Here is a 21,725-nt window from a genome sequence, read left to right on the forward strand (position 1 = left end):
ACCTCCTGTCTCACAAGGGCTGCCCGCCACTCGTCCGGCGAGCAGCTCAACGCTGTACTGACATCGAAGATAGCACCGGATTCCGCACTCGTCTAGCACTCTCGGGTGGAGAGTGCCAGACGATTTCCCGGCGGTGTCCGCCGACCTTGCTCAGCCGAGTTCGGTTGCGTCGATGGTGAATCCGGCGTCGCGGAGGCGATCGATGAGGGCATCGCCCATCGCCGCCGCGGTCGTCAGGACACCGGTGCGAGCCGGCAGGCGGTCACGGTCGAGCGCGAGCGCCAGAGCACTCTCGGCGAGCATCACGGCGGTTGCCTTGTATCCGGGGTCGCCCTGGGCGCGCATCTGTGAGCGGTAGCGACGGCCGGTGGACGTCCGGGTGAACGTCTCCACCACGAAATATCCACTGTTGCGGGACTTCTCGCTGGGGCCGTCGCCGGGCTTCGGGAGAACGCGGTCGAGGAGGCGGCGGGTGGGGCCGAAGCTCATGGCACCCATGAAGGCGCCGGTGCCCACGGCCACCGCGCCGGCGGCCAGGGTCGACACGGCCGGGACCCCGCCCACGTTCATCGTCTCCGCATAGTGGAAGTTCGAGCCGTAGGCGTTGTCCAGCAGCGCATTCGACCGCCGCACGATCCGGGTGTTGTGTGCCGCCATGAAGAACGGGGCGAGCGTGCCGCGCAGCGACGGGTCGACCTTCTTGGCGTTGATGATCGACAGGTCGCTCGGCTCGTCGGACAGGCTGACCCGGGGGACCTCACCGGGGCCGCCCGAGAGGGCCTGCGGGTTGAGCATCAGGCGCCGGGCCTGAGAGTTCTTGGCCTCGTCGGCGATGACCCGCATCGAGTCGATGGTGCCGCCGGACAGGCCGCCGCGCATCGACTTCACCACGAGCGTGGTGTCGGTCATCTCGCCTGCCCCGTCTTCGGTGACCTTCTTGTAGAGCGCATAGGTGGTGATGTCGGACGGGACGGAGTCGAAGCCGCAGGAGTGCACGATGCGCGCACCCGAGGCGACTGCGGTGTCGTGTGCCTTGTCGATGGAGTAGCGGACGAAGGGGACCTCGCCCGTGAGATCGACGTAGTCGGTCCCGGCGGTCGCCGCCGCGACGACGAGCGCCTCGCCGTACTTGAGGTAGGGGCCGACCGTCGTGCAGACGACCTGCGTGCGGGCGACCATCGCGTCGAGCGCGGCCGGCGAGTTGGAGTCGGCCACGATCAGCGGCCAGTCCCGGGCGCGGAGCGGCAGGCGGTCGCGGACCTTGGTCAGCTTGGACTCGTTGCGGCCGGCGAGCGCCACCTTGGTGCCGATCGGGGCGTGGTCGGCGAGGTACCGCGCGGTGATCTCGCCGACGAAGCCGGTGGCGCCGTAGACGACGACGTCGAACTCGCGGCCGTGCGAGCCGGCTGCGGACTGGTTCTCGTTGCTGTTTGTCTCGGTGTTGGATTCCCCGCTCATCCTTCCGACCTTACGTGGGACGCCGGTCACATGTGACCAGGGAGTCAGTTACTTTCCCCGACCACCACGCCGGGAGGCGGCACGCGCGGCGAACGGCGCCACGAACAGCATGAGGAGGACCCGCAGGATCTGCGCCGCGACGACGAAGGCCACGTTGCCGCCGGCCCCGGTCGCCGCCGCCAGGACGGCATAGATGCCGCCCGGGGTGGTCGCGAGGTAGCAGTCGAACATCGACTCCCCGGTCCACGCCGACAGCGCGACACCGAGCAGCGCGCACCCGACACCGATGGCCAGGATCAGGACGAGCGCATACGGCAGGACACGCCCGATCGCGCGCAGCCGCTCCATGGTGAAGCCGAGCCCGGCCTGCCAGCCGATCAGCGCATAGGCGACGGTGAGGAGGATCGGGGACACTGCGGCGTCGCCGGCGATGCCGGCGAGCTCGGCGGCCGTCGACAGTGCGAGCGGGCCGAGCAACCCGGCGGCCGGGAGTCGCAGCAGTCGACCCACCGGGATACCGACTCCCAGGCACACGACGAGCAGCAACAGCCCCCACGCCTGGTCGGTCCACGACGCCGGGACGACCTCGACCGCGCCCTCGCCGGCCCCGAAGACGAGGGAGGCGACGAGCGGGATCGTGACGGTGACGAGCGCGACGCGCAGGTACTGGATGACCGCGACCATCCGTTCGTCGCCGCCGAACTCACGGGTGAGGGCGACCAGCCCGGAGGCTCCGCCGGCCACCAGTGCGAGCGAACCGGTGAGCGGGTCGACGTCCCGGTGCAGACCCAGGAGTGCGCCGCAGATGACCGAGATCGCCAGGGTCGCGACACCGATCACCAGCACCGGGAACCACGTCGAGCCCAGTCCGCTCAGGGTTTCCGGCTCGGCCATCGTCCCGATGTACACGCCGAGCACACCCTGGGACGAGACGAACGCCCAGCGCGGCACGATCGGGGCGTCGGGGTCGTCGTCGGAATTGCGTTGCCGGGGTGCACGACCGGCGATGGCGAGTAGGCCGGCGACGACGAGACCGGCGAACAGGGCCGCCGCGTCGACGTCGAAGAACTCGAGGATCAGCGTCGCGGCCGCGGTCAGGAGGGCCAGCAGTGTCCAGCGACGCATTGTGCCCACAGTAGGGCAGCACCTCGACGTCGGCCGTGCGAGGTCGAGGTTGGCGGGCCGGGATCAGGCGGGCTGAGCGGTGCCCAGGCTCAGTGCCCCATGGGGTTTCGGGACACCCGGTTGATAGAAGGAGTCGACGGTGCCGAGCGCGAAGCCGGCCGCGGTCAGTTCGGCACGGACGTCGCGGGTGAGATGGCAGCCGCCGGCGACGCGTTTCTGGATCGGCTCGAGCCGACGCTGCCACGTGCGCACCTTCTCGTCGGGGGCGAGGCCGTGTTCGAGGAAGGCCAGGGTGCCGCCCGGTCGGAGTACGCGCCGGATCTCGGCGAGGGCCGCGCCGAGGTCGGGGATGGTGCACAGGGTGAAGGTCGACAGCGCGGCGTCGAAGGATTCGTCGTCGAAGGGGAGCTTCTGACCGTCGAGGCCGGAGCGCTCGATCGGCACGCTCGATCCCGCGACGCGGTCGGCGGCCATCGACCAGCCGACGTCGGAGGGTTCGACCGCGGCGACCTCGGTGATCGTGTCGGGGTAGACGCCGACGTTGAGGCCCGAGCCGAAACCGACCTCGAGCGTCCGACCTCTCAGCGGAGCGCAGGCGCGTTGCCGCAGCGGCGTCAGCGCGGACATGCCGCAGGTCATCTCGACCAGATGCGGAACGATGCGGTCACCATAGAAACCCACGTGACCAGCGTAACGCCGCTCCCCGGCGCATCGCCGGGAGTTCGAGTCCCTACGCTTGAGGAATGAATCGACCGGTTCCGAATCCCTCGACGCTGCAGGCGCGGGTCATCGTCGACGAGATGATCCGGGGTGGTGTGCGGGAAGCCGTGCTGTGCCCGGGGTCCCGGAACGCGCCGCTGGCCTTCGCCCTACACGCCGCCGACGCGACGGGCCGGCTGCGGCTGCACGTCCGCATCGACGAGCGGTCGGCGGGCTATCTGGCGTTGGGTCTCGCGGTGTCGTCGAAGGAACCGGTGCCGATCGTCATGACCAGCGGCACGGCCGTGGCTAATATGGGTCCGGCGGTCTTCGAGGCCAACTACGCCCGCGTCCCGCTGGTCGTGATCAGCGCCAACCGGCCCTATGAGCTGCTCGGATCGGGCGCCAACCAGACCGTCGAACAGTTCGGTCTCTTCGGCACCCAGGTGCGTGCCGCGATCAGCCTCGGCCTCGCCGAGCGTGACCTCGACACCAACAGCCAGTGGCGGTCGGCCGTCGGTCGTGTGCTCGCCGCCGCGCGCGGTGCACGCACCGGCAACGCCGGTCCGGTTCAGTTCGACATCCCGCTGCGGGAACCCCTCGTGCCCGATCCGGACGAGGTCGGAGACGACGACCTGGGCTCCTTCGCCGGACGTCCCGGCGGCCTGCCGTGGACGCAGGCGCCGGTCGGCAAACTCGACGTCCCGCTGCCCATCGACCTGTCGCTGGACACGGTCGTGGTGTCCGGTCACGGCTCCGGTGAGCATCCCGCGCTCGCCGACGTGCCGACGGTCGCCGAACCGACCGCGCCGCATCCGGCAACGCCGCTGCACCCGCTCGCACTGGACACTGTGCGACCCAAGCAGGCGATCATCTGCGGCCGTCCGACGCTCCATCGCGGGGTCTCGCGGCTGCTCGCCGACCCCGAGGTCCGGGTCTACGCGCTGACCACCGGCCCGCGCTGGCCCGACGTCTCGGGCAACGTCTTCGCGACCGGCACCCGCATCGAGGTGGTCGGCGAACCGCGCGAGGACTGGATCAAGGAGTGCGGCGCCGTGCAGGAACGCGTGGCCGGTGCGGTGGAGGCCGAGCTCGACGAACCCGGTCCGACCACCGGGCTGCACGTCGCCCGCGCGGTCAGCGCCGCGATGGCACCGGGTGACCAACTCGTCGTCGGGGCGTCGAACCCGATCCGCGACATCGCGCTCGCCGGACTGGTCGCCGAGGGTGTGCGCGTCCTGTCCAACCGTGGCGTCGCCGGCATCGACGGGACCAATTCGACGGCGATCGGCGCCGCACTGGCCCTCGACCACGAACGTCCGGGCGCTCGCACGATCGCGCTGATGGGGGACCTGACGTTCATCCACGACGCCACCGGCCTGGTCATCGGGCCCGGGGAGCCGCGGCCCGACTCGCTGCGGATCGTCGTGGCGAACGACGACGGCGGCGGGATCTTCGGCCTGCTCGAACAGGGCGACCCGCGCTACAACGCCGGGCAGTACGCCGGCGCCTACGAGCGCGTCTTCGGAACCCCGCACCGCACCGACATCGCGTCGATGTGCGCCGGCTTCCACATCCCGCACCGGCGCGTCGGCGTCGACGAACTGCGCAGCGTCCTCGCCGAGAGCCCGACGGCCGGCGGCATCGAGGTGATCGAGGTCGCCACGGATCGGGACCGGCTGCGGTCGGTGCACGCGGCGATCGCGGCCCGTCTGAAGGCGTCGGCGGTCTAGACTGCGCGACGGCGGTCCCGTACCCGCCGCGGCGGCCGGTTACCCTGAACGGCATGAATCCGGTGATCCAGCGACGCGTGCAGCTCGGGCTGCTGGTCGTCGGGATCACCATCACCGCGATGGCGTTCTCGCTCGTCGCCGGCTGCTTCAAGAACGACTCCGCGATCGAGGCCAGCAAGGCCACCGTGATGGCCGAGGTGGTCTCGGTGGACGCGCTGCACGCCGCAGTCGACTTCCAGACGCCCGACGGCTCGTTCCACAGTCCGCGCTTCGGTCTGCTCTATCCCACCGAACTCAGCGAGGGCCAGCGGATCAGCATCGAATACGCCGCCTATAATCCGGATCTCGCGCGCCCGACCGGACGCACCGCCATGCTCTCGATCATCCCGGGCCTGTCCGTCGCCGTCGTCGGCTGGGTGGTCGTCGGCCTGCTGATGGTCGGGGTCGCGGAGTTCAGCCGGCGCCGGAACCGCCGGACCGCGGAGACCGCCGGTGACACCGAACCTTCCGACGCTGATTCTTCCGGCGCCGATTCTGCCGGCGCCGACGAGGAGTCCCTCAGCCCGCGATGACCGTCGTGGTCCCTCCGGAGATCACGAGTGCTTCGTCGTCGCGCAGGAAATGCAGCCGATGGTCGGCGAACTCCTGCCGCGTCCGATCGATCCGGCCGCGTCCGCCGACGGTTCCCTCCGCATGCGGGACAACCGTGACATCGATGAGTTCGAGGCCGGTGGTCGAGGTCAGGGGCGCTGCCTCGGCCGGGTCGTCGAGTAGCGCGAGCGGCGCGATGTCGGGGCCGGTGACGCACGCCCCGGCACTGACGCCGATGTAGGGCAGTCCGCGCCGGACCGCGTCGACGAGGGCGCGGTCGGCACCCGCGTGGCGGAGCGCGCCGAGAAGATGGAAGACGTTGCCGCCGGACACGAACACCGCGTCGATCTCGCCGAGTGCTCGGGTGAACGTGGCCGCCGAGACGAGTTCCGGATCGACGTCGACGACCTCGAAACCCTGATCGCGGAGGCTGCCGCGATCGAGGTCGAGCCAGGCCTGGTCGGGGTAGATCGACGACGCGGTCGGGATGAAGCCGATGCGGGCACCGGCGCCGACCCGGGGCACGAGGAAGTCGCGCACCGGGGTGAGCCAGCGGCTCAGCAGCAGTAGGTCCATGTCGGGCACACATCCACTGTGCACCGGCGGCGCGGGTCGTCGGGAATTCACCAGGCGTTGCGCATCGAGTCACGCGCTTCGCCGCTGCCGGACAGATCCGACGCGCAGGGTCGGGGTATGCGTGTTGCGATCGTCGCCGAGAGCTTCCTGCCGCAGATGAACGGGGTCGTCAATTCCGTTCTGCGGGTCGTCGAACATCTGGAGTCCACCGGCCACGAGGTGGTCGTCGTCGCCCCGGACACGCCGCGGGGATGTGCGTCGGCACCGCGGACCGTCGGCCGGCGCACCCCTGTGCATCTGGTGCCGGCCGTGCGGGTTCCGCGGGTGACGTCCCTGCCGGTCGGGGTGCCGATGCCGGTGCTGTATCGGGTGCTGCGCGACTTCGCGCCCGACGTCGTGCACCTGGCCTCACCCTTCGTGGTGGGGGCTGCCGGGGCGGCGGCAGCCCGGGCGCTGGGGGTGCCGACGGTCGCGGTCTTCCAGACCGACGTCGCCGGGTTCGCCTCGGCCTACCGGCTGGGTGCGGTGGAGAAGGCGGCCTGGCGGTATACCCGGAAGCTGCACGAGATGTGCGATCTGACCCTGGTCCCGTCGACCGAGACGATGAACGCTCTGACCGCACGCGGGGTGCCGCGGTTGCGGAGGTGGGGCCGGGGCGTCGACCTCGACCTGTTCTCGCCCGACCGGCGGGACGAAGCGCTGCGGACCGGCTGGCTGCGTGGCCGCGAGGACGCGCTGGTGTGCGGGTTCGTCGGGCGGCTCGCGCCGGAGAAGCAGGTCGAGCGTCTGGCCGGCCTGTCGGGGAGTCCGCGGGTGCGGCTGGTGGTCGTCGGCGACGGTCCCGAACGTGCCCGACTCGAACGGCTGCTGCCGGACGCGGTGTTCACCGGCGAACTCCGGGGAGAGGCGCTGGCGCGCGCCTACGCCTCCTTCGATGTCTTCGTGCACGCCGGCGAACACGAGACGTTCTGTCAGACGATCCAGGAGGCGATGGCCAGCGGCCTGCCGGTCGTCGCGCCCGACGCCGGTGGGCCACGCGACCTGGTGACGCCGTTCCGCACCGGCTACCTGCTCGAGGTCGCGCGCTTCGAGGACGCCCTGCCCGCGATCGTCGACTCGCTGCACGACGACGCGGTGCGTGCCGCATTCGGCCGGGCGGCGGTACAGGCGGTGCGAACACGCACGTGGCCTGCGGTGTGTGCCGAACTCGTCGGCCACTACCGGTCGGTGACGGGTGCCGGGGTCGCGGCCGAGTTCGACCGACCCGCCTGAGCGCGACCAGAATCGCCGGGCCCACCTCGCGGTCGTCACACCGTCGGCGCGCGGTAGCGTGACTCCCATGGCATCGACGGGCGCGAACCCACCTCAGCGAGCAAGTCTGGAGAAGGATCCGGCCGAGGTCGCGGCCATGTTCGACGGCGTCGCCCGCCGCTACGACATCACCAACACGGTGCTGTCCTTCGGACAGGATCGCGGGTGGCGCAAGAAGACCCGCAAGGCGCTCGATCTGCGCCCGGGCGACATCGTCCTCGACCTCGCCGCGGGAACCGCGGTGTCGACCGTCGAACTCGCCTCGTCGGGTGCGCATTGCGTCGCCGCCGACTTCTCGCTCGGCATGCTGAAGGCCGGCGCACACCGCAACGTACCCAAGGTCGCGGCCGACGCGTTGTCGCTGCCGTTCGCCGACAACTCCTTCGACGCGGCCACCATCTCCTTCGGCCTGCGCAACGTCAACGACGTCCCCAAGGCCCTCGCCGAGCTACGCCGGGTCCTGAAACCCGGTGGGCGACTGGTGATCTGCGAATTCTCCACGCCGACGCTCAAGCCGTTCCGGACCGTGTACATGGAGTACCTGATGAAGGCTCTCCCCGCGGTCGCGACGAAGGTGTCCAGCAGTCCGGCCGCGTATGTCTATCTCGCGGAATCGATCCGGGCCTGGCCCGACCAGTTCGCCCTCGGCGACCTCATCCGCGAAGCCGGTTTCGACCAGGTGCGCTGGCAGAACATGACCGGCGGCATCGCCGCGATTCACTCCGCCCGCGCCTGAGACTCCTCGCCGACTGCGGCGGCGAGGGGGTGGTCAGGAACCGGCGGCCTGCTGCGCATCCTCGGTGAGGAGTTCGTGCGGAACCGGGCAGCCTGCGGCGCCGGCCTTCTCGCCCTTCGGTGCCGGGCAGCCCGCGCCGAAGGTGCCGAGCTCCTCGAGGCGGTAACCGTTGGGGTAGCTGCGGATCTGCTTGGTCTGGCGGCCGAACAGCGGCTCGGCCCGCGGCGGGAAGAACAGCCGGATCGCGAGGCCACGGGCCTTCAGGCCGCCGCGTACCAGGATGCGTTCGACGAGGGTCGGCTTCGGGTACTTGAACGCGGTGAGCAGGCGATCGTCCATGAGCGCGAACGACATCCGGCGCACCACCGCGCGGGGGAGCAGCTTGTAGGGCATGAAGGTGCCCAGCAGGTCCAGCGTCGAGTCCGCGACCGCCAGGGCGTCGGCGCTGAAGGCGAAGTTGGCCGTCTCGTAGTCCTCGTAGAACTGCTTGAAACCCTCGTAGGTTTCCGGGATGTCCTTGATGCCCATGAGCTGCCCGACGCGGCGGTAGTAGTTCGTGAGGCCGCGGACCTCGTGGTTGGTGAGCTTGCGCCACTCGTAGGCGTTGACCCACTCGACCGGGCACACCACGAAAGTCGAGAGCACGTAGAGGAAGTCGCCGTTGGGGATGTCGTACATGCCGTGCATCTGGTTGATGCGGCGGATGCCGGCGCGGCCGAGGGGGCTGTCGACGCCGTGCTCGATCGGGGCGTCGAGCAGGAGCACCGTGTCGTCGTAGCGCTTCTGCGTCGACTCGGTGAACTGGCTCGTCTTGTACAGCAGGTCACCGATGGACGGCACCGCGTACGTGCGGAACAGTGCGAAGCTCAGCGCCTGGGTGATGCCCCAGGGGAACTCCTGGGTGGCCAGCGCCCGGGCGACGGCCGTGGGGTCGTGGTCGGCGTCCATGCGATCGATGTCGCCACGCAGGTGATAGCGCTGCGCCACCCGGTTCTGGACGGCGTGCTTGGCGCGGGTGGCGAGAGTGGATGCGGTGGACATGTTCCATCTCCAGGGTCGGCGGGTGGTCTCGATTGTTGCACGGTGTGGTCGGCGCCACACTGTTGGAACAGTACCGCCTCAACGTCTCATTAGGTACCGGGGGTGGTGAGACGTCGCAGATTTTCCCGCGGGACCAATTCCTTCCCGCTTGCCGGACAGCGCACGCGGGAAGGAAACGACACCGCGGGAGGGAAACCCGCACGCGGGAGTTCGGGCCCTCAGGCGAACGGCGGCCGCGGATCGATCCGGTTGGAGACGCGGCCCACGGTCCGCCAGGCGCGGGCCACGAGGTCGGTGTCCTCGTCGGTGATCAGATTGCCCATGACACGGACGACCAGCGACATCAGTTGCGGGGAGCGGATGCCGGGACGGCCGAGCGTGGGCACGGTCTGCGGCATCGTGAGGAGTCCGGCGAGGCGTCGGGCGGCGGAGAACGCGAGCCCGTAGTGGCCGACGAGGATGTCGCGCCAGCGGTCGGTGTAGTCGTCGGCGCCGAGGAGTTCGACGGCGAGCCGGGCGGTCTCCATCGCGTAGTCGATGCCCTCGCCGTTGAGCGGGTTGACGCAAGCGGCGGCGTCGCCGATGAGTACCCAGTTGCGGCCCGCGACGCCGGTCACCGCACCGCCCATCGGCAACAGTGCCGACGCGATGCGGACCGGCGGTCCGTCGAGAGCCCACTCGTCGCGGACCATCGTCGCGTAGTGCTCGAGGATCGGCCGAAGGGCCATGTGCGCCGGGCGTTTCGACGTGGCCAGTGCCCCCACGCCGACGTTGACCAGACCCCCGCCCTCGCTGCCCAGCGGAAACACCCAGCCGTAGCCGGGGAGGAGGTCGCCGTCGGGGCCGCGAAGCTCGAGATGTGAACCCATCCAGTGGGAATCGGCCCGGCCCGACGGTGCGTACGCTCGAGCCGCGACACCGTAGGCGGTGTCTCGATGCCATTCGCGCCCAAGGGCTTTGCCGAGTCCCGACCGCACCCCGTCGGCGACGATCAGGTCGGTCACCCGCACGGTATGGGTGGTGCCGCCCGCGGAGAATGTCACCGCGCCGACCCGGTCGCCGTCCATCGTCACGTCGACGGCCTTGGCGCCCTGGACCATGGCGACACCAGACGACACCGCGTGCGCCCGGATCGCATCGTCGAACTCGGTCCGTGCGACCGCGCTGCCGTACGCGGGGAAGCGGCCCGATGGCCAGCGGACCTGCTGCCGCGCACCCCACCCGTTGAGGAGTAGGCCGTCGATGCGGGGCCGGTCGGCCACCAGCGAACCCAGGCCGAGTGCGTCGAGTTCGGCGATCGCGCGCGGGGTGAGTCCGTCGCCGCACGTCTTGTCGCGCGGGAACACCGCGGCGTCGACCAGGACGACGTCACGACCGGCCGCCGCGGCATGTGCTGCCGCCGCCGATCCGCCCGGTCCCGCGCCGACCACCAACACGTCGGCGTGATCGGGGAAGGAGACATCCCGGGGCGTCGATTTCTCAGGGCTCACCCGAACAGTATGTCCGTACCCCGGACCGGATAGGCTCGGCAGGCAGGTGGGGTCACGAGGACACTCGGGCCTCCGCCGACACACATTAGCCGGATCAGACGAGATGGGGCGGCGTAGCTGTGAAGTCCATATTCGCCGGGTTGGACCTGGTATCGGATGAGTTCGCCGAAACGGTGCGCTCCTCGTTGCAGAAGGTCGAGGACCTGCTCCTGGGTGAGCTCTCATCCGGAGACGAGGTCATGACCGAGGCGGCGACGCACCTGGCCAAGGCCGGCGGCAAGCGGTTCCGGCCGATGTTCGCAATCCTCGCCTCGCAGTTCGGGCCGCGTCCCGACTCGGAGGACGTGATCACCTCGGCCACCGTCGTGGAGATGATCCACCTCGCGACGCTCTACCACGACGACGTGATGGACGAGGCCTCGATGCGTCGCGGCGCCCCGAGCGCCAACGCCCGCTGGACGAACTCGATCGCGATCCTCTCCGGCGACTTCCTGTTCGCGCGCGCCTCGCGACTGGTGTCGACGCTGGGTCCCGAGGCGGTGCGCATCATCGCCGAGACCTTCGCCGAACTCGTCACCGGCCAGATGCGGGAGACCGTCGGCGTGAAGCCCGGCGCGGACCCCATCGACCATTACCTGCAGGTGGTGTGGGAGAAGACCGGTTCGCTGATCGCGGCCGCCGCACGGTTCGGCGCGATGGCCTCCGGCGCGACCACCGACGACATCGAACGACTCTCCAAGATCGGCGACATCGTCGGCGTCGCCTTCCAGGTGTCCGACGACATCATCGACATCAGCTCGGTGTCGGTCGACTCGGGCAAGACCCCGGGTACCGACCTGCGCGAGGGTGTCCACACCCTGCCCGTGCTCTACGCGCTCACCGGAGACGACGCGACGTCGGCGCGGTTGCGTGAACTCCTCGTCGGTCCCGACGGCGGTTCACGGCCGCTCACCGACGACGCCGAGGTCGCCGAGGCTCTTCGATTGCTCGAATCGTCGGCCGGCATGGCCGCGGCACGCGCGAAGCTGCAGAGCTTCGCCGACGAGGCCCACGCGATGCTCGCCGAGTTGCCGGAGACCCCGGCACACAAGGCGCTCTCGTCGTTGGTGGACTACACCATCGACCGCGTCGGGTAGGTTTCGACACGCCTCCTCGCTGCGCTCGTCGCCTGCTCAACCAGCAGGGTTAGCGGCCGTTGCGGGCCATCTCCTGAAGACGTCGGATGCGTTCGGCGGTCGGCGGGTGGGTGGAGAACATCTTCGCCATGCGATCGCCGGCGCGAAACGGGCTCTCGATCATCATGTGCGACTGCGCGGCGATGTCGGGCTGCGGTGGCAACGGCGCGGCCTGGACGCCGCCGGAGATCTTCGCCAGGGCGGAGGCGAGTGCCAGCGGGTCACCGGTCAGCTCGGCGCCCGACTCGTCGGCCTGGAACTCACGTGACCGCGACACCGCCATCTTCACCAGCGTGGCCGAGATGGGTCCCAGGAACGCGATGAGGATCATCGCGAGCGGGTTGGGGCCGTTGTCGCGGCCGCCGAAGGCGCCCATGAACATCGCGAAGTTCGCCAGACCGCTGATCACCGCGGCCATCGCACCGGCGATGGAACTGATCAGGATGTCGCGGTTGTAGACGTGGGACAGCTCGTGACCGAGTACCGCGCGCAGTTCCCGCTCGTCGAGCAGCTGCAGGATGCCCGTCGTGCAGCACACGGCAGCGTTCTTCGGGTTGCGGCCCGTCGCGAAGGCGTTGGGCGACTCGGTGGGGGAGATGTAGAGCGCCGGCATCGGCTGGTGGGCGGCCGTGGCCAGTTCGCGCACGATCCGGTAGATGACGGGCGCCTGCAGCTCGGTGACGGGCTGGGCGTGCATCGCCTTCAGGGACATCTTGGCGCTGTTGAAGTACACGTAGGCGTTCATGCCCACGGCGACGATCACCGAGCCCCAGAGGATCAGCGGGCTCTGGAACAGGGCACCGATTCCGACGATGATCGCCGACATCACACCCAGTAGGGCTGCGGTCTTCAATCCGTTGAAATGCATCGGGGGTCCTCGTCTGTCGTGCGCCGAACCAGGATGAAGGCGCCTCGTTCATTCAAACGACGCAGTGTCCGTTTGGGTTTCCGACGGCCCGCGGTGCGATCTTGCACACATCTGCGGCCGCCGGGCGTCATGCTCGGTGGGGTCGACGAGCTCTCATCCCCGCCCGCCAGGGGATCGCGGGCGGGGATGTCGGCGTGAATGTCAGCGGTAGTTGACGAACTGCAGGGCGATCCCGAAGTCCTCGCCCTTGAGCAGGGCGATGACGGCCTGCAGGTCGTCGCGCTTCTTGCTCGAGACGCGCAGCTCGTCGCCCTGGATCTGTGCCTTGACGCCCTTGGGGCCCTCGTCGCGGATCTTCTTGGAGATCTTCTTCGCGTGCTCGGAGTCGATGCCCTGGACCAGCTTGCCGCTGATCTTGAAGGTCTTGCCGGAACCGACGATGTCGCCGGCGTCGAACGCCTTCAGCGAGATGTCGCGGCGGATCAGCTTCTCCTTGAACACCTCGAGACCGGCCTGCGCGCGCTCCTCGGCGTCGGAGGTGATCACGATCGTCTCCTCGCCGGACCACTCGATACCGGTGTTGGTGCCGCGGAAGTCGTAGCGCTGTGACAGCTCCTTGGCAGCCTGGTTGAGGGCGTTGTCGACCTCCTGGCGGTCGACCTTGCTCACCACGTCGAACGATGAATCAGCCATGTCCGACAGGTTATGTCATCGCCTCGGGTGGACTGGGTGCGTGGCGGGGTTTCGACGTAGCCCAACCGGCACAGGTACGCGGCTCGACCGGCAGAGGGGACGACGCCCGACCGGCAGCGCTCGCGTCGGGTCGGCCGGGAGCTGCCAAAACTGAGGCGCTGACCAGCCGGTTTGCGTGCGGACGTATGGTTCGTTGTATTCTTCACCGCGTTGTTCGAACGACCGTCACGGCGGCCGTGGGAGCAGCACGGCAGGTTGCCCGAGCGGCCAAAGGGAGCGGATTGTAAATCCGTCGCGCAAGCTACATAGGTTCGAATCCTATACCTGCCACGACGTGGTGAACATCCATGAAAACTGCCTGACAGATGGTCTCTGACCAGCGATTTGTCTAGCACGGACATGAGTGTGTAACCTCGTTAAGGCTCTCGAGCAGAAATGCCCGGGGCACGCCCCCTTAGCTCAGTCGGCAGAGCGTTTCCATGGTAAGGAAAAGGTCGACGGTTCGATTCCGTCAGGGGGCTCGCTGGACGACAAGTCCGCGGGGCGGTGTAGCTCAGCTGGTTAGAGCGCACGACTCATAATCGTGAGGTCGAGGGATCGAGTCCCTCCACCGCTACACATCGGGTCCGACCGGAACCGAGCGCAAGGGTCGCAAGCCCTGAGGGAACTGCCGAACCCGACCACGTACCACTCGAAAGAAGGCAATCAAGTGGCCTCCTCAACAGATGTTCGCCCCAAGATCACCTTGGCATGCGAGGTGTGCAAGCACCGTAACTACATCACCAAGAAGAACCGCCGCAACGATCCCGATCGCCTCGAGATCAAGAAGTTCTGCCCGAACTGCGGCAAGCATCAGGCGCACAAGGAATCGCGCTAAACGACGTCAGTCGGCGATTTCGGTACAAGAACCAGCACACGGGCTGCCTCTGCGAAGAGGCAGCTCGTTTTGCTTGTTGCCGGGCCAAGGGGTCGCCTGGGCGCAGTGTGCTTCGCACAACTGAATAGATTCGATCGAGACAACACGCGCAGCGCGGCGCGGGTGGGTCGTCGACTTTCGGCCCACGTAGTCCGGTCCGGGCCCCTCCCGGTCGGTCATGCGAAGGGAGCAGTAGTCAATGTCAGACGCGAGTGGAACAGACCTCCAGGAGCGGATCGCCGAGTCGAGGAACGGCGGCGTCAAGCTCACCCCCGAGGAGATCGCCGCGCACACCCAGTCGCTTGTCGGCTTCCACTACACCGTCGACGACTACTACGAGATCGGCCGCGAAGAGGTCCGCAAGCACGCGATGGCCGTGCAGGACGCGCATCCCACCCACTGGAGTGAGAAGGGCGCCCGCGAGTTCGGTCACGAGACCCTCATCGCCGCTCCCACCTACGTCTCCGTGCTCGGCATCATCGCCCAGCGCAAGCTGTTCGAGGACGTGATCACCGGCTACGACATGTGGCAGATCATGCAGACCGACCAGCGCCTCGTCTACCACCAGCCGATGAAGGTCGGGGACCGCCTGATCTGTGACGTCTCCCTCGAGTCGTTCCGCCACGTCAGCAGTCCCGAGATGATCGACCTGATGGTCACCAAGAACGTCATCTGGAATCAGCACGACGAGCCGGTGATGACCACCTGGACCTCGCTCGCCGCACGTCCCGGCATGGACGTCGATCCCGAGCTCGAGGCCTCCCTCGATCACGTGATGATGAAGATCGACGCCATCGGCGATCCCGGGCACACCGTCGAGGCCAAGGCCGGTCGCTACGACCTGCCCGACCCGACCCAGACTCCCAGCGCGTACGCAGCGGTGAACTTCGACACCCTCACCGTCGGGCAGGAACTGACGCCGAAGCGGTACTTCCTCACGCGCGGCAACCTGTCGAACTACGCCGGTGTCGCCGGCGACCCGAACCCGATCCACTTCTCCGATCACGTGATCAGCGCGGCCGGGATGGACGACGTGGTCGCCCACGGCATGCAGACGATGGGCCTCGGCGCGAGCTTCGTATCGGAATTCATCGGCGACCCGGCCGCTTTCTGCGAGTACAGCGTCCGCTTCACCAGCCCCGTGTACGTCCCGGCCGACGACAGCGCCGCCGTCGACTTCACCGGCAAGGTCAAGTCGCTCGACCCGGAGACCCGACGCGGCACCATCGCGATCACCGCGAAGCAGGGCGACCGCCGGATCTTCGGCCGCGCCACCGTGGTCGTCCAGTTCAACTGACGCCCTCCGCACGCAACACGCCACGACGGCGGCGCCCCCTCGGGGTCGCCGCCGTCGATGCGTACATCGTTTCGGCAGATCGTGCGGTGCGGTGGTGGTGCCAGAAAATCCGCTGGACCGGTCAGCTCGGTCTTGCTACGGTCGCGGCCATGTTCTCAGGCATCGCGTCGATGAAGCTCTGGACCCGTCGCTGACGGCGACGAGCCCTCTCATCCTCTGAAGTTCTCGTTCGTCGTCCCGGATTCGCCGGCCGACGCTTTCGTCGTGTCCGGCACCGGTCAGCATTTCGTACCGACGAGCCGAGAGCATACGCATGCCCGCATCACGCACCACTTCATCAGCGATCCCCTCTTCTCCGCCCCAGCAGTTTCCCGCAGGGTCGGCCGCACACATCCGCGCGCAAGGACTGCATGTCTCCCGCGGTGACCGGCAGATCCTGAACGACGTCGGCGTGATCGTCTCCGCAGGATCACGACTCGCCGTCGTCGGCGAGAACGGCCGCGGCAAGACCACGCTTCTCCAAGTCCTGGCCGGAATCACCACACCCGACGCGGGAACCGTTGCGCGCCATGGCACCATCGCGTTCGTCGGGCAGGATCTACCAGTCGGTGCGCGCACCGTGGGAAGCCTCGTCGACGACGCGGTCGGCGATGCCCTGGCCGCTTTGGAGCAACTCGATCGGGCGGCCGCGGATCTCGCGACCGGCACCCCCGGGAGCCGAGGACGCCTACGCCGATGCGCTCGACCTAGCGACCCGCCTCGACGCGTGGGATGCCCAGCGGCGCATCGACATCGCGCTCGAGGCCTTGTCCGCGTGCGCCGACCGTGCGCGCCCGCTGTCGACGCTGTCGGTAGGCGGGCGACACCGTGTGCGCCTCGCGGTCACCCTCGGTTCCGGTGCCGATCTGCTGCTCCTCGACGAACCCACCAATCATCTCGACGCCGAGGCGCTGCGCTTCCTGACACGACGGCTGCGTGAGCGCGTCGGCGGGATGGCGGTCGTCAGCCATGACCGCGCGTTCCTGCGCGACGTGGCGACCACCTTCGTCGATCTCGACCCCAGCCGTGACGGACGTCCGCGCGTGTATGCGGGCGGGTACGACGGTTGGGTTGCCGGTCGTCGACGGGAGCGTGAGCGATGGGAGCAGGAACACGCGGCGCAGCAGGCCGAACATGCCGAACTCGTGCGGGCCGCCGACGCTGCGAGGGATCGGCTGCAGACCCACTGGAGGCCCGACAAAGGCACCGGGAAGCATCAGCGGGCCACGCGCGCCGGGGGAGCGGTGCAGGCGTTCAACCGCCGCGTGGAGGAACTCGAAGCCCACCGGATCACGGTTCCCGTCCCACCCCGGCACCTGAACCTGCCGGCGTCCGGTACGCGGCCCGGCGCGCCGATCGTCAACGTCACCGACGCGCGGGTGGCCGATCGGCTGCGGACGCCGGTCTCCGTCGCGCTCACCGGCGGCGACCGGCTGCTGATCGTCGGACCCAACGGTGCCGGCAAGTCGACCCTGCTTGCCGTTCTGGCCGGTCAGACGCACCCGGACGAAGGGCGTGTGGACCTCCGTCGAGATGCCCGCGGCGCGTTCCTCTCGCAGGAGGTACCGAGCTGGGACCCGTATCGCACCGCCCATGAGATCTACGACGAGCAGCGGCGCCGCCTGGAGACGGATCAGCCCGACGTGCCGTCGCTGCGCGGTCTCGGCCTGCTGGACGCGGCGGCCGCGCGAACCCCGGTGGCGCGGCTGTCGCAGGGCCAGCAACGGCGCCTGCACCTGGCACTGTGCCTGGCCGCCCGGGCCGACCTCTTGCTCCTCGACGAGCCGACCAATCACCTGTCGGCGAGCCTCGTCGACGAGCTCACCGAGGCCCTGCAGAACGTCGATTGCGCGGTCGTCGTCGCCACCCACGACCGGAAGATGCTGCACGATCTCGAGGACTGGCCGCGCATCGAACTCGCAGGACAACAGGTGTCATGACCGTCTTGGAGGACCTCACCGTGTACGGTCGTCGAGGGAGCAGGTGGAGCGCGTTTTGGGTCCACAGCCCCGGTGATCTACACTGAAGTGTCTGATTGATTCAGACTTGCGCGCTACCCATAGGGTGGCGCGTTGGTTTTGTCGGCGGTGAAACGTCGGCACCGGTCGCGAGGCCGGGATTCGATGAGATGGCAGCGGAACCACTCCGGTGGGGAAGTCGCAAAGGGGCGTAGCTCAATTGGCAGAGCAGCGGTCTCCAAAACCGCAGGTTGCAGGTTCAAGTCCTGTCGCCCCTGCCCTGGTGAAGGGCACACGTTGACGAGAGGACCGCGAAGTTGAGCAAGCGAGACCGGGCTGCCCGCGCCAAAGAAGCCGCTGAGGGTTCTGCGGCCGATTCGGCTGCGGCTGAGCTCGACGGTCGCGACGAGGCCACCGGCGGTGCGGACGACGAGACGTCGACCGGCGCCGCGAAGGAGCTGCGTCCGTCCGGCAAGCGCTCGGCTCGCGGACGTCGCTCGTCAACCGGTGCATCCGGAACCGACGGAGACACCGACTCCGCCACGGGGTCGGCAGTAGCCGTCAAGGAACGCAAGAAGAAGAAAAAGGCCTCTGCTGAGGAGAGCCGGAATCCGTTCGTTCGGATCTGGGTGTTCCTCACGCAGGTCGTCGCCGAGCTGAAGAAGGTCATCTGGCCGACGCGGCGCGAGATGATCACGTACACGATCGTCGTGCTCGTGTTCGTCATCGTGATGACCGCGTTCATCTCCGGCCTCGACCTGGCCTTTGCCAAGGGCGTCCTCTGGTTGTTCGGCTGACCCACGCGGTGGGTGGCCGGGCGAGCGGGAGCCGACCGGAGATGAACCATAAGGAGCGTGGGCTGCAGTGAGCACCCCGGAGAACGAACTCGCATCGACCGACACCGTCGACGCGGCCGTGACCGACGAGGTCGACGAGGCTGCGGTCGACGAGGCCGGTGACACCGACGTCGAGACGGCCGCCGAGGGCGACGAGGCTCCCGCGACCGACGTCGACTCCGAGGACGCCGACGAGACCCCCGCCGAGGAGGCCCCTGAAGAAGAGGTCGACCCGGTCGAGGAGCTGCGCAAGCAGCTGCGTCGCGCACCCGGCGACTGGTACGTCATCCACAGCTACGCCGGCTACGAGAACAAGGTCAAGGCCAATCTCGAGACCCGCGTGCAGAACCTCGACGTCGGCGACTACATCTTCCAGGTCGAGGTTCCGACCGAAGAGGTCACCGAGATCAAGAACGGCCAGCCCAAGAAGGTCAACCGCAAGGTGCTGCCGGGCTACATCCTCGTTCGCATGGAACTCAACGACGAGTCGTGGGGCGCGGTGCGCAACACCCCGGGTGTCACCGGGTTCGTGGGGATGACCAGCAAGCCGTCGCCGCTGTCGCTCAACGAGGTGCTGCAGTTCCTCATGCCGCGCGCCGAGGCCAAGAAGCCCGCCAAGGGGGGCTCCGCCGCCGAGGGCGTCGAGGCCGCAGCCGCCGCCGCGTCGAACACCATCGAGGTCGACTTCGAGGTCGGCGAGTCGGTCACCGTCATGGACGGCCCGTTCGCCACGCTGCCCGCGTCGATCAGTGAGGTCAACGCCGAGCAGCGCAAGGTGAAGGTGCTCGTGTCGATCTTCGGTCGCGAGACCCCGGTCGAGCTCGGGTTCAATCAGGTCGAGAAGATCTGACTGGTTCCGCGGGAGCGGATGCACAGCAGATAAACACAGACTTTCACGTCTCCAGCGGGCGTGAATTCGCAAGGAAACAAGCAAGGACAAAAGGATGCCTCCCAAGAAGAAGAAGCTCGCCGGGATCATCAAGCTCCAGATCCAGGCAGGCGCGGCCAACCCGGCCCCGCCCGTGGGTCCGGCGCTCGGTCAGCACGGCGTGAACATCATGGAGTTCTGCAAGGCGTACAACGCCGCGACCGAGTCGCAGCGCGGCAACGTCATCCCGGTGGAGATCTTCGTGTACGAAGATCGCTCCTTCGACTTCAAGTTGAAGACCCCGCCGGCAGCGAAGCTCCTGCTCAAGGCCGCAGGCCTGCAGAAGGGCTCCGGCGAGCCCCACACCAACAAGGTCGGCAAGGTGAGCATGGACCAGGTCCGTGAGATCGCCAAGACCAAGGCCGAAGACCTGAACGCCAACGACATCGACCAGGCCGCGAAGATCATCGCCGGTACTGCTCGGTCCATGGGTATCACGGTCGAGGGCTAGACCCACCACACATCTCGTGGGAGGGCCGGCTCGGCCCGCACCACACACCCCGCCGGTTGAGTGCGGAGAAGGAACAGAGCAATGAGCAAGAAGAGCAAGGCCTACGCGGCTGCGGCCGAGAAGGTCGACAAGTCCAAGCTGTACAGCCCGCTGGAGGCTGTTGAGCTGGCGAAGGAAACCTCGTCGAAGAACACCGACGCGACCGTTGAGGTTGCGATCCGGCTGGGCGTCGACCCCCGTAAGGCAGACCAGATGGTTCGAGGCACCGTCAATCTGCCGCACGGCACGGGTAAGACCGCCCGCGTGATCGTGTTCGCCGCCGGCGACAAGGCCGCCGAGGCCACCGCCGCCGGTGCCGACGAGGTCGGCGCCGAGGACCTGATCGAGCGCATCCAGGGCGGTTGGCTGGACTTCGACGCCGCGATCGCCACCCCGGATCAGATGGCCAAGGTCGGCCGCATCGCGCGTGTCCTCGGACCGCGTGGCCTGATGCCGAACCCGAAGACGGGCACCGTGACCACCGATGTCACCAAGGCCGTCAACGACATCAAGGGCGGCAAGATCAACTTCCGTGTCGACAAGGCAGCCAACCTGCACTTCGTCATCGGCAAGGCTTCGTTCGACCCGGCCAAGCTGGCCGAGAACTACGGCGCCGCGTACGACGAGATCATGCGTGCGAAGCCGTCGGCAGCCAAGGGCCGCTACATCAAGAAGGTCACCGTCTCGACCACCACGGGCCCGGGCATCCCGGTCGACCCGCAGGTCAGCCGCAACTTCGCCGAAGCTCCCCAGGCCTGATCCTGGCGTTCGCGCGTAACTAGAGACACCCACGAGGGGCCTGGCAGTCGATGCCGGGCCCCTCGTGCTCTGTCTCCCCAGTTCTTCCATCGGAGGTCAGTGGTTCGTGGTGAGAATCCGTCTCGGAACCCGTCGTGGTGGTGCGGCGGTGGCTGCCGTGTTGCTGTCGCTGCTGCTGGTGATCGTCGGTTGTGGCACCGACGGTGGCCAGGCCGATGACGCATCCCCCGCGGGCATCCCGTCGACGATCGTGTCGATCAGCCCGACGACCACCGAGATGCTCTTCGCCGTCGGCGCGGGCGATCAGGTGGTCGCGGTCGACGACCAGTCCGACTTCCCGGCCGAGGCCCCGCGGACCTCGCTGTCGGGTTACACCCCGAACCTCGAGGCGATCCTCGCCTACGACCCCGATCTCGTCGTCCTCACCGACGACAACAACGACATCATCGCCGGCCTCGACCGGGTGGGCGTCGACGTGCTGCAGATCCCGGCGGCGAAGAACCTCGACGAGACGTACGCGCAGATCCAGCAGGTGGGTGACGCCACCGGCCATGCCGAGTCGGCCGATGAGCTCGTCGCCTCGATGCGCGACGAGATCGAGAAGACCATCCGCACAGTCCCGCTGCGCGAGGTTCCGCTGACCTACTTCCACGAGCTCGACGACACTTACTACACCGTCACCGACGACACCTACCTCGGTCAGGTCTACAGCCTGCTCGGTCTGCGGTCGATCGCCACCGGTCAGAGCGGCTATCCGCAGCTGTCACCCGAGTACATCCTGGAGAGCGATCCCGAGGTCATCTTCCTCGCCGACTCGCAGTGCTGTGGGGTCACACCGGAGAAGGTCGCCGCGCGTGCCGGCTGGGACGACCTGCGGGCCGTCGCGAACGGTCAGGTCCACGTCCTCGACGAGGACATCGCGAGCCGATGGGGACCCCGCGTCGTCGACCTGGTCCGCGACATCGCGCAGATCGTCTCCGGCGTCGACGGACAGCCAACGAACTGA

20 protein-coding genes, 4 tRNA genes and 1 pseudogene are annotated in these 21,725 nt (G+C 68.3%); 17 read left to right on the top strand and 8 right to left on the bottom strand.

Translation table 11 applies throughout. From position 1 onward, the window contains the following. Nucleotides 1–150: 150 nt before the first annotated feature. The 3 genes from GOALK_RS07470 to GOALK_RS07480 all read right to left on the bottom strand — a co-directional run bounded on the left by GOALK_RS07470 (nt 151) and on the right by GOALK_RS07480 (nt 3,264). Nucleotides 151–1,458 carry a saccharopine dehydrogenase family protein gene (locus GOALK_RS07470; RefSeq protein ID WP_006358198.1) on the bottom strand — a complete coding sequence of 436 codons (1,308 nt, stop codon included), beginning with the start codon at nt 1,456–1,458 and terminating at the stop codon, nt 151–153. 48 nt (nt 1,459–1,506) lie between these two features. Further along, nucleotides 1,507–2,583 (bottom strand): AbrB family transcriptional regulator, encoded by a 1,077-nt coding sequence (locus GOALK_RS07475; protein ID WP_006358199.1) that lies wholly within the window; start codon nt 2,581–2,583, stop codon nt 1,507–1,509. Between the two features lie 63 nt (nt 2,584–2,646). After that, on the bottom strand, nt 2,647–3,264 hold the full coding sequence (locus tag GOALK_RS07480; protein WP_035753291.1) for a class I SAM-dependent methyltransferase: 618 nt from the start codon (nt 3,262–3,264) through the stop codon (nt 2,647–2,649). A 62-nt stretch (nt 3,265–3,326) separates the two neighbouring features. Here GOALK_RS07480 and menD point away from each other — a divergent pair, with 62 nt between their 5' ends. Next, a complete protein-coding gene (gene menD / locus GOALK_RS07485; protein ID WP_006358201.1) occupies nt 3,327–5,015 on the top strand; it encodes a 2-succinyl-5-enolpyruvyl-6-hydroxy-3-cyclohexene-1-carboxylic-acid synthase in 1,689 nt (562 codons plus the stop codon). A 53-nt stretch (nt 5,016–5,068) separates the two neighbouring features. Then, nucleotides 5,069–5,587, top strand: a complete 519-nt coding sequence (locus tag GOALK_RS07490; RefSeq protein ID WP_006358202.1) for a hypothetical protein — start codon at nt 5,069–5,071, stop codon at nt 5,585–5,587. Here GOALK_RS07490 and GOALK_RS07495 read toward each other — a convergent pair. Continuing rightward, entirely contained in the window at nt 5,574–6,191 is a 618-nt protein-coding gene (locus GOALK_RS07495) for a Type 1 glutamine amidotransferase-like domain-containing protein (protein ID WP_035753286.1), read from the bottom strand. The two genes, GOALK_RS07490 and GOALK_RS07495, sit on opposite strands and share 14 nt — an antisense overlap. A gap of 108 nt (nt 6,192–6,299) precedes the next feature. Between GOALK_RS07495 and GOALK_RS07500 the strand changes: the two genes are divergently transcribed. Together GOALK_RS07500 and GOALK_RS07505 are read left to right on the top strand one after the other, a co-directional pair. After that, a complete protein-coding gene (locus GOALK_RS07500) occupies nt 6,300–7,454 on the top strand; it encodes a glycosyltransferase family 4 protein (protein WP_040004055.1) in 1,155 nt (384 codons plus the stop codon). Nucleotides 7,455–7,521: 67 nt separating this feature from the next. Then, the gene (locus GOALK_RS07505) at nt 7,522–8,229 is read left to right on the top strand and encodes a demethylmenaquinone methyltransferase (protein WP_005199624.1); all 708 of its coding nucleotides are present in this window, start codon (nt 7,522–7,524) and stop codon (nt 8,227–8,229) included. A gap of 33 nt (nt 8,230–8,262) precedes the next feature. Here the strand turns inward: GOALK_RS07505 and GOALK_RS07510 are convergent, their stop codons facing one another. Together GOALK_RS07510 and GOALK_RS07515 are read right to left on the bottom strand one after the other, a co-directional pair. Then, entirely contained in the window at nt 8,263–9,270 is a 1,008-nt protein-coding gene (locus tag GOALK_RS07510) for an oxygenase MpaB family protein (RefSeq protein WP_006358205.1), read from the bottom strand. 218 nt (nt 9,271–9,488) lie between these two features. Further along, nucleotides 9,489–10,760 (bottom strand): geranylgeranyl reductase family protein, encoded by a 1,272-nt coding sequence (locus GOALK_RS07515; protein WP_006358206.1) that lies wholly within the window; start codon nt 10,758–10,760, stop codon nt 9,489–9,491. A 119-nt stretch (nt 10,761–10,879) separates the two neighbouring features. Here GOALK_RS07515 and GOALK_RS07520 point away from each other — a divergent pair, with 119 nt between their 5' ends. Continuing rightward, nucleotides 10,880–11,896, top strand: coding sequence for a polyprenyl synthetase family protein (locus tag GOALK_RS07520; protein WP_006358207.1), 1,017 nt, complete (start codon nt 10,880–10,882; stop codon nt 11,894–11,896). A 49-nt stretch (nt 11,897–11,945) separates the two neighbouring features. Here the strand turns inward: GOALK_RS07520 and htpX are convergent, their stop codons facing one another. Both htpX and GOALK_RS07530 read right to left on the bottom strand, forming a co-directional pair. Further along, nucleotides 11,946–12,803, bottom strand: coding sequence for a zinc metalloprotease HtpX (gene htpX, locus GOALK_RS07525; RefSeq protein WP_006358208.1), 858 nt, complete (start codon nt 12,801–12,803; stop codon nt 11,946–11,948). A gap of 201 nt (nt 12,804–13,004) precedes the next feature. After that, a complete protein-coding gene (locus GOALK_RS07530) occupies nt 13,005–13,496 on the bottom strand; it encodes a YajQ family cyclic di-GMP-binding protein (RefSeq protein WP_006358209.1) in 492 nt (163 codons plus the stop codon). 249 nt (nt 13,497–13,745) lie between these two features. Between GOALK_RS07530 and GOALK_RS07535 the strand changes: the two genes are divergently transcribed. The 12 genes and pseudogenes from GOALK_RS07535 to GOALK_RS07590 all read left to right on the top strand — a co-directional run bounded on the left by GOALK_RS07535 (nt 13,746) and on the right by GOALK_RS07590 (nt 21,725). Continuing rightward, nucleotides 13,746–13,826: transfer RNA gene (locus tag GOALK_RS07535), tRNA-Tyr, on the top strand. Nucleotides 13,827–13,944: 118 nt separating this feature from the next. Next, nucleotides 13,945–14,017, top strand: a tRNA-Thr gene (locus GOALK_RS07540). A gap of 21 nt (nt 14,018–14,038) precedes the next feature. Beyond that, nucleotides 14,039–14,112, top strand: a tRNA-Met gene (locus GOALK_RS07545). 93 nt (nt 14,113–14,205) lie between these two features. Then, nucleotides 14,206–14,373: a 50S ribosomal protein L33 gene (gene rpmG / locus GOALK_RS07550; protein WP_003929651.1), complete on the top strand. Its 168-nt coding sequence runs from the start codon at nt 14,206–14,208 to the stop codon at nt 14,371–14,373. A 238-nt stretch (nt 14,374–14,611) separates the two neighbouring features. Continuing rightward, nucleotides 14,612–15,709 carry a fused (3R)-hydroxyacyl-ACP dehydratase subunits HadA/HadB gene (locus GOALK_RS07555; protein WP_006358211.1) on the top strand — a complete coding sequence of 366 codons (1,098 nt, stop codon included), beginning with the start codon at nt 14,612–14,614 and terminating at the stop codon, nt 15,707–15,709. 313 nt (nt 15,710–16,022) lie between these two features. Beyond that, nucleotides 16,023–17,688: pseudogene (locus GOALK_RS07560) on the top strand (ATP-binding cassette domain-containing protein). Between the two features lie 223 nt (nt 17,689–17,911). Further along, nucleotides 17,912–17,984 (top strand) — tRNA-Trp (locus GOALK_RS07565). Between the two features lie 39 nt (nt 17,985–18,023). After that, a complete protein-coding gene (gene secE, locus GOALK_RS07570) occupies nt 18,024–18,503 on the top strand; it encodes a preprotein translocase subunit SecE (RefSeq protein WP_006358213.1) in 480 nt (159 codons plus the stop codon). 67 nt (nt 18,504–18,570) lie between these two features. After that, a complete protein-coding gene (gene nusG / locus GOALK_RS07575) occupies nt 18,571–19,392 on the top strand; it encodes a transcription termination/antitermination protein NusG (protein ID WP_006358214.1) in 822 nt (273 codons plus the stop codon). A 94-nt stretch (nt 19,393–19,486) separates the two neighbouring features. Next, complete coding sequence (rplK, locus tag GOALK_RS07580; RefSeq protein ID WP_006358215.1) at nt 19,487–19,921, top strand: 50S ribosomal protein L11; 435 nt, start codon at nt 19,487–19,489, stop codon at nt 19,919–19,921. An 81-nt stretch (nt 19,922–20,002) separates the two neighbouring features. Next, entirely contained in the window at nt 20,003–20,719 is a 717-nt protein-coding gene (gene rplA / locus GOALK_RS07585) for a 50S ribosomal protein L1 (protein WP_006358216.1), read from the top strand. A gap of 106 nt (nt 20,720–20,825) precedes the next feature. Next, on the top strand, nt 20,826–21,725 hold the full coding sequence (locus GOALK_RS07590; RefSeq protein WP_006358217.1) for an ABC transporter substrate-binding protein: 900 nt from the start codon (nt 20,826–20,828) through the stop codon (nt 21,723–21,725).

Origin of the sequence: Gordonia alkanivorans NBRC 16433 (assembly GCF_000225505.1) — a bacterium.
Lineage (GTDB): Bacteria > Actinomycetota > Actinomycetes > Mycobacteriales > Mycobacteriaceae > Gordonia > Gordonia alkanivorans.

Bases quoted from the DNA above. Each gene is read 5' to 3' on its own strand.
- GOALK_RS07470 (WP_006358198.1), bottom strand. From the start codon at position 1,458: ATGAGCGGGGAATCCAACACCGAGACAAACAGCAACGAGAACCAGTCC.
- GOALK_RS07475 (WP_006358199.1), bottom strand. From the start codon at position 2,583: ATGCGTCGCTGGACACTGCTGGCCCTCCTGACCGCGGCCGCGACGCTG.
- menD (WP_006358201.1), top strand. From the start codon at position 3,327: ATGAATCGACCGGTTCCGAATCCCTCGACGCTGCAGGCGCGGGTCATC.
- GOALK_RS07490 (WP_006358202.1), top strand. From the start codon at position 5,069: ATGAATCCGGTGATCCAGCGACGCGTGCAGCTCGGGCTGCTGGTCGTC.
- GOALK_RS07500 (WP_040004055.1), top strand. From the start codon at position 6,300: ATGCGTGTTGCGATCGTCGCCGAGAGCTTCCTGCCGCAGATGAACGGG.
- GOALK_RS07505 (WP_005199624.1), top strand. From the start codon at position 7,522: ATGGCATCGACGGGCGCGAACCCACCTCAGCGAGCAAGTCTGGAGAAG.
- GOALK_RS07510 (WP_006358205.1), bottom strand. From the start codon at position 9,270: ATGTCCACCGCATCCACTCTCGCCACCCGCGCCAAGCACGCCGTCCAG.
- htpX (WP_006358208.1), bottom strand. From the start codon at position 12,803: ATGCATTTCAACGGATTGAAGACCGCAGCCCTACTGGGTGTGATGTCG.
- GOALK_RS07530 (WP_006358209.1), bottom strand. From the start codon at position 13,496: ATGGCTGATTCATCGTTCGACGTGGTGAGCAAGGTCGACCGCCAGGAG.
- GOALK_RS07555 (WP_006358211.1), top strand. From the start codon at position 14,612: ATGTCAGACGCGAGTGGAACAGACCTCCAGGAGCGGATCGCCGAGTCG.
- rplK (WP_006358215.1), top strand. From the start codon at position 19,487: ATGCCTCCCAAGAAGAAGAAGCTCGCCGGGATCATCAAGCTCCAGATC.
- rplA (WP_006358216.1), top strand. From the start codon at position 20,003: ATGAGCAAGAAGAGCAAGGCCTACGCGGCTGCGGCCGAGAAGGTCGAC.